Annotated in this window: 10 protein-coding genes and 1 pseudogene; 10 read left to right on the forward strand and 1 reads right to left on the reverse strand. The window is 62.9% G+C overall.

The window, feature by feature from the left end:
• Window positions 1-52: 52 nt before the first annotated feature.
• The 6 genes from HZF05_RS15665 (at window position 53) to HZF05_RS15690 (ending at window position 6,642) form a co-directional block, all read left to right on the forward strand.
• Window positions 53-979 carry a DUF7064 domain-containing protein gene (locus tag HZF05_RS15665; RefSeq protein ID WP_160365491.1) on the forward strand — a complete coding sequence of 309 codons (927 nt, stop codon included), beginning with the start codon at window positions 53-55 and terminating at the stop codon, window positions 977-979.
• Window positions 980-1,553: 574 nt separating this feature from the next.
• Entirely contained in the window at window positions 1,554-3,980 is a 2,427-nt protein-coding gene (locus tag HZF05_RS15670; protein WP_160365492.1) for a TonB-dependent receptor, read from the forward strand.
• Between the two features lie 130 nt (window positions 3,981-4,110).
• Complete coding sequence (locus tag HZF05_RS15675) at window positions 4,111-5,313, forward strand: phosphotransferase family protein (protein ID WP_160365493.1); 1,203 nt, start codon at window positions 4,111-4,113, stop codon at window positions 5,311-5,313.
• 88 nt (window positions 5,314-5,401) lie between these two features.
• Window positions 5,402-5,818 (forward strand): hypothetical protein, encoded by a 417-nt coding sequence (locus HZF05_RS15680; RefSeq protein WP_220129864.1) that lies wholly within the window; start codon window positions 5,402-5,404, stop codon window positions 5,816-5,818.
• 90 nt (window positions 5,819-5,908) lie between these two features.
• Window positions 5,909-6,148, forward strand: a complete 240-nt coding sequence (locus tag HZF05_RS15685; protein WP_160365495.1) for a peptidase associated/transthyretin-like domain-containing protein — start codon at window positions 5,909-5,911, stop codon at window positions 6,146-6,148.
• Between the two features lie 278 nt (window positions 6,149-6,426).
• Window positions 6,427-6,642 carry a hypothetical protein gene (locus HZF05_RS15690; RefSeq protein ID WP_160365496.1) on the forward strand — a complete coding sequence of 72 codons (216 nt, stop codon included), beginning with the start codon at window positions 6,427-6,429 and terminating at the stop codon, window positions 6,640-6,642.
• Window positions 6,643-6,677: 35 nt separating this feature from the next.
• On the opposite strand, the gene HZF05_RS15695 is transcribed toward HZF05_RS15690, so the two are convergent.
• Window positions 6,678-7,415, reverse strand: coding sequence for an IclR family transcriptional regulator domain-containing protein (locus tag HZF05_RS15695; RefSeq protein ID WP_246332036.1), 738 nt, complete (start codon window positions 7,413-7,415; stop codon window positions 6,678-6,680).
• A 126-nt stretch (window positions 7,416-7,541) separates the two neighbouring features.
• Between HZF05_RS15695 and HZF05_RS15700 the strand changes: the two genes are divergently transcribed.
• The 4 genes and pseudogenes from HZF05_RS15700 to HZF05_RS15715 form a co-directional block, all read left to right on the forward strand.
• Window positions 7,542-8,234, forward strand: a complete 693-nt coding sequence (locus HZF05_RS15700; RefSeq protein ID WP_160365498.1) for a 3-oxoacid CoA-transferase subunit A — start codon at window positions 7,542-7,544, stop codon at window positions 8,232-8,234.
• Window positions 8,231-8,866 (forward strand): 3-oxoacid CoA-transferase subunit B, encoded by a 636-nt coding sequence (locus tag HZF05_RS15705; RefSeq protein WP_160365499.1) that lies wholly within the window; start codon window positions 8,231-8,233, stop codon window positions 8,864-8,866. The genes HZF05_RS15700 and HZF05_RS15705 overlap by 4 nt, the downstream gene beginning before the upstream one ends.
• A gap of 11 nt (window positions 8,867-8,877) precedes the next feature.
• Window positions 8,878-10,083 (forward strand): 3-oxoadipyl-CoA thiolase, encoded by a 1,206-nt coding sequence (gene pcaF / locus HZF05_RS15710; protein WP_160365500.1) that lies wholly within the window; start codon window positions 8,878-8,880, stop codon window positions 10,081-10,083.
• Window positions 10,084-10,159: 76 nt separating this feature from the next.
• Window positions 10,160-10,254 (forward strand): annotated as a pseudogene (locus HZF05_RS15715) (electron transfer flavoprotein subunit beta/FixA family protein); the annotation flags it as partial.

Genomic DNA, 10,254 nt, shown 5'->3' on the forward strand with positions numbered 1-10,254 from the left:
CGGAGGAGCGCCCCCGGATCCGAGGATTTAACTGGTACGAGGAGCTGGCCCTGTGAGTGAGCTTGCAACGAATTTCGAGGAATTTCCGGTTGAGCACGCCCATCGCCACAGGCTCGCGGAAAATGGTCGCGAGTCCCTCGCGCACATCTTCCTCATGCCCGAATACGGGATGGCCGGTTTCCTCTATCCCAGCATGCTCGGCACGGGCGATGCGCGTGGGATGGCGTGTTTCTTCGGTCCCAGTTTTCCGCAGCAGGTGGAGGAAAGCCACAACGGGGTGATCGCAGAGGACATGACGTTTGCCGATTGGCGCCTCGGGCCGATGCGCATGGCGGTGACCGAGCCGCACAAGAAGGTGAGCATCTCTTGGGTGGGCGAACGGATCAAGGTGGCTGCCGAGTTCGAGGCGACCCACCCCCCCTATGCGTTCAGCATGCATCCGCGCGGCAATCCTCCCTATTTTGGCGACAACCGTACCGAGCAGCACGGGCGTGTTTCCGCCACGATCGAGATCGATGGCAAGTCGTTTCCGCACGAGGGATTGATGATCCGCGACCATAGCTGGGGTCCGCGTATTTGGGGGATCAACCAGCATTATAAGTGGATTCATGCCACGACCGGCGAGGCGTCGATGCATTTTTTCGAGATGCAGGCGTTCGGGAAGACCGAGTTGCGCGGCTTCCTGTTCAAGGAAGGCAAGATGCGGCATCTGGTCGACGTCGACTATACGTTCGCGTTCGACGAGGCGATGCTCCAGCGCGAATTCCGCGTAACAGTAACCGACTCGGATGGCCGACAATCATCGATCGAGTACGATATTTATGGGACTCTGCAGTCGTCGCACGATCCCAAGACGGTCATCAACACGGGCTGCGCCAAGGTTCGGTTTGATGGCGCGGATGGTGTTGGCGTCTGTGAATTCAACTGGAACAGGAATTATTTCGACTTCGCCAAGGACTACGCCGTTCGATACGGCTGAAGTTGCGGATCGAAATGATGAGGCAGCGCGCCTTCACCAACACGGTGGTTGGACCAATAATCATATCCAATGAATGTCGTTTGGCTGGGCGTCGGGACTCGCGCGCGGCTTTCGAGCTACGGCATTCGGCCCAGGCAATTCCGGTGGAAATGGCCCGACAAATCGCGCTTTGATGCTTGTTGGATTGATAAGGTGAGGATCGGATAGGATCATTCGCGTGCTCCTTGGCTGACATCATCGTCAAACCAAAAGGAGCCATGATCCCGATATTTGAATGCATATCCAACAATCCGAATTTGCCGGCTGTTATGATGAGGGTATGCGGTTCGCAGGCAAGGCGGCGAAGACCGCCCGTTCGGGAAGGACGAGGATGGGATGGCTACCGGCAATCGAAACAGCATCGTGGCGGGACGAACATGACCAGCTTCGGTCCGGCATTTTACGGCCGTGAGGTGGGCAGGGCCCACTAACACCGACGATGCGGGTTTAGCCCGGTCTTCGGCTCGAACCAGGCTGGCGGCGAACCGAACCATGAAGTCGGCAAACAGTATAAAGATACAATTGGAGGGGTTTCATGAATTTCGTCACGCGTTCATCTCTGCTTGCGGCGGTGTCCTTCGGCAGCCTGATGAGTCCCGCTTTCGCCCAGCAGATCGCACCGGCCGATGCTCCGGCTCCTGCAGCCGCTGAGGCCGCGCCCGCCCAGGCTTCAACGCAGGCCGCTCCGGTCGGCGGTGCCGGTACCGACATCGTCGTGACGGCCAACAAGCGCGAGCAGAAGCTGAACGACGTCGGTCTCACCATTACTGCCATCTCGTCCCAGCAACTCGCAGAGCGGCGCATCACGTCGCTTCAGGACGTCGCCGCTGCGGTCCCTGGTCTCACCTACGCGTCCAGCACCCAGAACACGCCAATCTACACGCTACGCGGCGTCGGCTTCAACGAAGCCGCGCTTGGCGTGTATCCGGCGGTGAGCGTCTATCTCGATCAGATACCCCTCAACTTCCCTGTGATGGCGAGCCATTCCGCCTACGACCTCCAGCGCATCGAGGCTCTGAAGGGGCCGCAGGGCACGCTGTTCGGCCAGAACGCCACCGGCGGCGCTATCAACTACATCGCGGCGACGCCAACCAACGAGTTCCACGCCGGCGGTGACCTCTCCTACGGCCGGTTCAACGATTTCGTAGGCAACGCGTATGTGAGCGGTCCGATCGCAGAGAACCTTACCGGTCGCATCGCTATCACGGGCGAGCATGCCGATGGCTGGCAGAAGAGCTATACGCACGACGGTACGATGGGCGATTCCCGCTACATCGCGGGTCGCATCCTCCTGAAGTGGGAGCCGAGCGACCGGCTCCGCTTCAACTTCAACGCCAATGGCTGGATCGATCACTCCCAGCCGCAGGCGCTGCAGTATATCGCCTTTTTCCCCGCCAAGCCCAACGTCGCGACCGAGCCCGCTCTCGCTGCAGTGCCCTTTTCGCCGCAGACGCCGCGTGCTGCGGACTGGTCCACGGGCGCCAACGAGCCGTTCTCCCACCGCAAGTTCGGCCAGATCGCGCTGCGCGCCGACTATGACCTTACCGATTGGGCGACGCTCACCTCGATCACATCGTACAACGCCTTTAGCCAGAAGCAGGCGACGGACGGTGATGGCATGGCGCTCGTCGATTACGATCTCGGCGTCAACAACGGCACGCTGCACTCGTTCAACCAAGAGCTCCGGCTCGCAAATTCCGGCCACTCGCATTTCCGCTGGGTGATCGGCGGCAATTTCGAAAAGAGTCGTGCCAAAGAACAACAGTCGCTCAACTACATAAATTCGACGAATTACGAGCCTTCGGTCAATTATATTTTCGAAAGTGGCAACAAAACCGATCAGCGCATCCGCAACATGGCGGTATTCGGCAATATCGAATACGATCTAACTTCAAAACTGACGCTCAAGGGCGGCGTGCGCTACACCGATGCGCGCAATCACGCCAACCTTTGCGGCTATGATCTCGGCGACGGGCACGTTGCCGGCCTGTTCACCCTGCTCGGCGGCTTGCTCAGCGGATCGCCGGTCACGCCGCTCTCGCCTGGGGAATGCTACACGCTGACCCCTGCCAACGTGCCGGAATACACGCCCTACAATCGCGTTCTGCATGAGCACAACGTCTCTTGGCGTGGCGGTTTGGACTATAAGATCGCACCGGGCTACCTGCTCTATGCCAACGTGTCGCGCGGCTACAAGGCGGGTAGCTTCCCGACGGTTGCCGCCGCCACCGAGACGCAGCTCGCGCCGGTGACGCAGGAATCCGTCACCGCCTATGAGGCCGGCTTCAAGTTCACACTGCTCGACCGGATGTTGCAGTTCGATGCCGCTGGCTTCTATTATGATTATCGGAACAAACAGGTCCGCGGCAAGGTACTCGACCCGATCTTCGGCATCCTCGACACGCTGATCAACGTCCCGAAATCCCGGATAACGGGTGCGGAAACGGAGATTACGCTCACCCCGACGCGTGGTTTGACGCTCACAGCGGGCGTGACGTACCTCCAATCGAAGGTCCTGAAATACACCGGCGTGAACGTCACCGGCGCGACCGAGGACTTCCGTGGGGTCGATCTGCCCTTTACGCCCAAATGGACCTACACCTTCGACGGCGAGTACAAGCTGCCGAGGTTCAGCAATGGCGGCGGCCTTTTCGTGGGCGGCACGGTCACCGGGCGTTCCTCGGAGACGGCGGCTTTCGATGGCGACGGGCTCACTCTCGACGGGCTGCCCAAAGCCAAGAGCGCGCCGGGAGCGGAGCGTCCCTACCATATCGATGGCTACGCGACGCTCGATCTGCGCGCTGGCTACGAGGCTCCCGACGGCAGGTGGCGGGTGCAGGTGTGGGGTAAGAACGTCACGAACAAATACTATTGGACCAACGTGATCCCTGCCACCGACGTTGCGGGCCGCTTTGCCGGCCGGCCGGCCACGTACGGGGTCACGCTCGGCTTCAAGATGTGATCACCTGCCGCCGGTCGGATTTTCCGGCCGGCGGCACGGTGCTTGACATTGGCTTCGAGGGAAGATCGCTTCGGCCCGGAACTCGCCGGGCGGCCACCGGTCGAGGAGCGGAAGGAAGGCAAGGAACGGGATGGCCAGTTTGGTCTCGTCGGCTGCTCGGACGGTCGGATCACCGTGGGATCTCGATGACATGGAGCCGCGGGTACGAGAGATACTCGACCGCAAGCTCATCCTGCGCCGGCAGGGACCGTATGTCGCCAAGTCGGACGATCAGGTCGAGGCGATATTGTCGCGGCTGTACCGGTCGCAGGGCCTGACGGGTGTCGAGATCACGCATCTCGACAGAATGGCCGGCGGGGCCTCCAAGGAGCAGTTTGCCTTCACCCTTCGGCATGACGGCGATCCTGCAGGCGCGCGCCTCGTCCTTCGCATGGATCCGTTGGAGAGCATCGCGCAGACCTGCCGCGGACGCGAGGCGCAGGTTCAGCGCGCGATGCTGGGTGTCGTCCCCGTGCCGGAGGTCGTGTTCTGCGATCAGGAAGGCGTCACGCTAGGGCAGCCCGGGCTGATCACTCGTTTCGTCACCGGCGTGACGAAACCGACCGAGGTATCAGCCCAAGGCGTATCTGGCATAGGCCTGCGCTTCGATCTGTGGGCCGACACGCTCGGGCGGCAGTTCGTCGAGAACCTGGCCCTGATCCACGGCTTTGATTGGGCGAACGCGGATCTTTCCCTTTATGTCGCTCCGGCTGCAGATACACACCAAGCCGCACTCCATCAGGTCAACTGGTGGTCGCACGTGTGGCGGCATGACGTGATCGAGCCAGTCCCCGTGGTTACCTTGGCCGAGCGATGGCTGCGCGAGAATGCGCCAGTCACCGAGCGTCCGGTCTTGGTCCACGCGGACTATCGCATCGGGAATTTCATGTTCGAGGAACCGAGCGGGCGTTTCACCGCGGTCCTCGACTGGGAACTCAGCCACATCGGCGATCACCACGAGGATCTCGCCTGGTCGATGCAGCGACTGTTCGGAACCTTCCGCGAGGACGGTGCCTTCCTAGTTTCTGGCCTTCTGCCTAGGGACGAGTTCATCTCGCAGTACGAAGCGGCGTCGGGCAACGTGGTCGATCTCGAGACGCTTCGTTATTTCGAGATACTCAATGCCTACAAATGCGCTGTCCTGGATCTCGGATCGGGCCTGCGGGCGGCGGCGGAGAGCAACAATCACCAAGATCTGGTGTTGAGCTGGCTGGGGTCGGCCGGGGCCGTCTTCCTGGCCCAGATCGTCAAGCTCATTCGCGACGCGGAGGCTGCCCGTGCTACCCGGAATTGATCTGCGCCTGCAGAATGTCCTCAAGGCTTTGCGCGAGGTCGTGCTTCCGGCGATACCTGCCGATCAGCGCCTGGCGCGGGACCAGGCAATGCTCGCCATCGGTCATATCGCGATCGTGGCGGACCAATGGAGGGAGGCGGCCCGATACGAGGCGGGATCATTGCGTGGTCTCGTCTCCCTGGCCAAGAAGTTGATGGCGGACGAGATCATTGGAATCGAGGTAGAGACGCGGCAACGGTTAGCCGACGTCATCGCACGGGCCTCGACGATCGACCTGTCCGACCTCGCGCTGGTCGAGGCGCTGATCATGGAGCTCGGGGCGCTCGTCGACGCGGTCATTCTGAGCTGTGGTCGCCCTGGGCCGCTTTCACCGGCGCTGCTTGACGCCGTTCTGTCCTATGGCGAAGGGCAGTCGCATCGCGAGCGGGTATGGTTCGCCGGGACCAAGCTTGATCCCGATGTGGCAGAGCTCGAGGCGATTTCCGACATGCTCGCGGCCGACTGACAACATGCCCGACCTCGGGATGATCGGGGCATTCGGCTGCAATCTGTCCGCGCCGCGCAAACATGCTTTGATGTTTACTGAGGAGTGTTCGTGCGAGACGATCCGATCTACGCCCGCGAAGATGCGGGATCGCCGCCATCATTCCTTCCCGACTACCGCTCGGCCGCGCTGCGGTCGCCATCGCGGCCACTTGTTCGCATTCCCGAGACACTGACCGAGATGACTGGCCCAGCTGGTGCCCGGGATCGCCTATCCCATGCTCGCATTGATATCCGAGCAGCGCCGCGGTACGCTGATAGCCCGCGCGAGACGGTCTTTTTCGGCCTGTGAGCGACCTGCTGCGCATCGTCGTGGCGACCACCGCCAGCCTTGGCCGCTGGGAGGAATTCGCGCTCCACGTCCGGGGCTGGCCTCGCCCAAGGTGGCTTCACGCGCGACGCGTTCAAGGAGGTACCGATGCAGACCGCCATTCATGCAGGCGTACCCGGCCGCCAACATCGGATTCGCCGAAGCCGCGAAGAGTATCGTGGAGTTCAACGGCTGATTGGAAGACAGGGCGGCGCTCATCGTAAATCGTAGAATGCCACCCCTGCGGGAGGAGTGAGGAATTGATCCCGACTAAGCGCGACGATGTCCTTGTCATCCCGCCGACCGTGATTTTGGCGATGCGCGAGATGCTGCCACGCCAGAGCAAGGATTGCGTCATGGAGGTATTGGGCGTTAGCTCGAATACCTGGACCAAGATCAAGCGTGGCGAAGCGATCCGGCGATCGACCGGCGAGCGCTTGCTTCAGCGCTTCGGCCACGATCTGCCGAGGGCCTGAAACGCCTCAGCGCGCCGTGGGCCGCGTCACGCTATTCAGTCGATACCGATGGCCCTCAGTTCCTCCGAGACTCGCCTTAGTGCCGGGAGATAGCGAGAGTGCAGCTCGGCCTCGGCGATCCTTTCCCGCTGGGTTCCGATATTGAGCGCGGCGACGACACCTCGTTTCCCGAGAACGGGCACCGCCACCGACCGGAGACCGTGTTCGAGTTCCTGGTCGACGATGGCGTATCCCTTGTCTGCAACCTGGCAAAGCGTGTCGACAAGCTCTCCGGGGTCCGTTCGCGTGGAAGGCGTGAAGCTGCGAAGTCGCGTGCGCCGCAAATAAGCTTCCTGTTCGGTGCGCGGCATCGCCGCGAGCAGAACGCGGCCCATCGAAGTGCAGTAGAGGGGGAGGCGGCTACCAGCCCTCAATGCGATCGACATGATCCGCGAGACCTCGGCGCGTGCGACATAGTAGACCTCGTCCTCCTCGATCACGCCGAGCGAGCAGGATTCGTGCAGCTCGTCTCGCAGGGCGTCGAGCAGCGGCTGGGCGCGCATCGCGAGCGTACTCGACGAGAGGTAGGCGTAACCGAGCGCCAGCACCTTGGGACGCAGCGTGTAGCTCACGCCGTCCTGCGCGGCATAGCCCAGCCGGACTAGCGTGTGCAGGCAGCGTTTCACCGCCGGTCGACTCAGACCGGTCGCCCGGCTCGCCTGCGCGATCGTCATCGGCTTCTGTTCATCTGCGAAGCATCGCAACACCGCCAGCCCACGCGCGAGCGAGGTCATGAACTCGGGATCGCCATGTGCGTCCAGCATAAAATTTCTCCAACCGATAATCGAACATTATTACGTTTATCGATTGACCTGCAAGTTTCGTTCGCTGAGGACGCCGTTACGGATCGGGAGAGTCGGATGATCGACAAGAGCTTCGTTAGCGCCGAAGCCGCAGTGGCGGACATCACGGACGGCGCGGCCGTGATGATCGGCGGCTTCGGTACCGCGGGGATGCCCGAAGAGCTGATTGACGCGCTGATCGCGCGCGGCGTGAGGGATCTCACCATCATCAACAATAATGCCGGCAACGGCGAGAGCGGCGTCGCCGCACTGATCCGCGAAGGTCGGGTCAGGAAGATCATCTGCTCTTTCCCGCGCCAGTCGGACTCGCATCATTTCGACGCCGCCTTTCGCGCGGGGAAGATCGAACTGGAACTGGTGCCGCAGGGAAATCTCGCCGCGCGCATCCAGGCGGCAGGCGCCGGTCTCGGTGCGATCTTCACGCCGACCGGCTATGGTACACTGCTCGCCGAGGGCAAGGAGACGCGCGAGATCGATGGGGTCCACTACGTGTTCGAACATCCGATCTGCGCCGATTTCGCGCTGATAAAGGCGCAGCGCGGCGACCGCTGGGGCAATCTCGTCTACCGGAAGACCGCGCGCAATTTCGGGCCGATCATGGCCATGGCGGCGAAGATCACGATCGCGCAGGTCACCGAGATCGTGCCGTTGGGTGAGATCGATCCCGAGGTGGTCGTGACGCCCGGCATATTCGTCCAGCGCGTCGTCGCAATCGCGCCCAGCGCGACCAATCTGGAGCAGGCTGCATGAACCGCCTCACCCGCGACCAGATGGCCGCCCGCGTTGCCCGCGACATTCCCGAGGGTGCGTACGTGAACCTCGGCATCGGCCTGCCGACCAAGGTCGGCAATTACCTCCCGCAGGAGCGCGACATCTTCCTCCAGAGCGAGAACGGCCTGCTCGGCATGGGGCCGGCGCCAGCCCCCGGCAAAGAGGATTGGGAGCTTATCAATGCCGGCAAGCAAGCGGTGACGCTGCTCACCGGCGGCTGCTTTTTCCACCATGCCGACAGCTTCGCGATGATGCGTGCCGGACATATCGACATCTGTGTGCTCGGCGCCTTCCAGGTGTCGACGCGCGGCGACCTAGCCAACTGGCACACTGGCGAGCCCGGCGCGATCCCGGCGGTCGGCGGTGCGATGGACCTTGCGATCGGAGCGAAGCAAACCTTCGTGATGATGGAACTCCTCACCAAGCAGGGCGAGAGCAAGCTGGTCGAGGCCTGCACCTATCCGCTGACCGGGCTCGCCTGCGTCGGCCGCGCCTACACCGATCTCGCCGTGTTCGATGTCGGCGCGGACGGGGCGCGGGTGGTCGAGGCGGTCGAGGGCCTTTCGATCGACGAACTGCGCGTGCTGACCGGCGTCCCACTCGCCGCCTGAGAGGATTTCCGATGACCGAAGCTTTTATCTGCGACGCCGTTCGCACGCCGATCGGCCGCTATGGCGGTATCCTTGCCAAGGTTCGCACCGACGATCTGGGTGCGCTGCCGGCGAAGGCGCTGCTCGCGCGCAACCCGGGCCTCGATCCGGCGGCGATCGAGGAAGTATTCTACGGCTGCGCCAATCAGTCGGGCGAAGACAACCGCAACGTCGCACGGATGAGCCTGTTGCTTGCCGGCCTGCCGCATACCGTGCCGGGCGTCACGCTCAACCGGCTGTGTGCCTCGGGCCTCGAGGCGGTGGGTGCGGCGGCGCGCGCAATCCGCGGCGAGGAGATGGCGCTCGCCATTGCTGGCGGCGTCGAGAGCATGACCCGCGCGCCGTTCGTGATGGGTAAAGCCGACGGCGCCTTTGGCCGCGCGCAGAAGCTAGAGGACACAACGATGGGCTGGCGCTTCGTCAACCCCGCGCTCGATGCGCTCTATGGCACCGAGACGATGCCGCGCACCGGCGAGAACGTTGCCGAGGATCACGGGATCAGCCGCGCCGATCAAGATGCGTTCGCGCTGCGCAGCCAGCAGCGCGCCGTCGCCGCGCGGACGAACGGGTTCTTCACTGAGGAGATCGTTCCCGTCGCCGTCCCCGGCAAGAAGAAGGGTGAGACCGTCGAGGTCTCGGTGGACGAACATCCTCGTGCCGACAGCTCGATCGAGGGCCTGCAGACGCTGAGACCGCTGTTCGCTGGCGGTACCGTGACCGCCGGTAACGCCTCGGGCATCAACGATGGCGCCGCCGCGATGATCGTCGCGAGCGAGGCGGCGGCGAAGGTGCACGGCTTGACCCCGCGGGCCCGCATCCTTGGTATGGCCTCAGCGGGCGTCGAACCCCGCGTGATGGGGATCGGCCCGGTGCCTGCCACGCAGAAGCTTATGGCGCGCCTCGGCCTGACGATCACCGACTTCGACGCAGTCGAGCTCAACGAAGCGTTCGCCAGCCAGAGCCTCGCGGTGCTCCGCGAGCTCAGCCTCCCGGACGATGCGCCGCACGTGAACGCCAATGGCGGCGCGATCGCGCTCGGCCACCCGCTCGGCATGTCGGGCGCGCGCATCGCGATGACGCTCGTCCACCAGCTCGAAAAGACCGGCGGTAGGCGCGGTCTCGCGACGCTCTGCATCGGCGTAGGCATGGGCCTCGCACTCGCGATCGAGCGGATCTAAGTCGGCTCTCGATGGCTCCGGTTGACACGAAATCTTCATGCCCGTAATGGTAGAACCATTGAACCGGAGTTATGTTATGAAGATCCTGGTGCCCGTGAAGCGGGTGATCGACTACAACGTGAAGCCGCGGGTGAAGATGGACGGCACCGGCGTCGATCTCGCCAACGTCAA

The sequence above is a fragment of the Sphingomonas chungangi genome (genome assembly GCF_013778325.1).
GTDB classification, from domain to species: Bacteria; Pseudomonadota; Alphaproteobacteria; order Sphingomonadales; family Sphingomonadaceae; genus Solisphingomonas; species Solisphingomonas chungangi.

Coding starts and splice junctions, on each gene's coding strand:
- HZF05_RS15670 (WP_160365492.1), top strand. CDS start 1,554: ATGAATTTCGTCACGCGTTCATCTCTGCTTGCGGCGGTGTCCTTCGGC.
- HZF05_RS15675 (WP_160365493.1), top strand. CDS start 4,111: ATGGCCAGTTTGGTCTCGTCGGCTGCTCGGACGGTCGGATCACCGTGG.
- HZF05_RS15680 (WP_220129864.1), top strand. CDS start 5,402: ATGCTCGCCATCGGTCATATCGCGATCGTGGCGGACCAATGGAGGGAG.
- HZF05_RS15695 (WP_246332036.1), bottom strand. CDS start 7,415: ATGACCTCGCTCGCGCGTGGGCTGGCGGTGTTGCGATGCTTCGCAGAT.
- HZF05_RS15700 (WP_160365498.1), top strand. CDS start 7,542: ATGATCGACAAGAGCTTCGTTAGCGCCGAAGCCGCAGTGGCGGACATC.
- HZF05_RS15705 (WP_160365499.1), top strand. CDS start 8,231: ATGAACCGCCTCACCCGCGACCAGATGGCCGCCCGCGTTGCCCGCGAC.
- pcaF (WP_160365500.1), top strand. CDS start 8,878: ATGACCGAAGCTTTTATCTGCGACGCCGTTCGCACGCCGATCGGCCGC.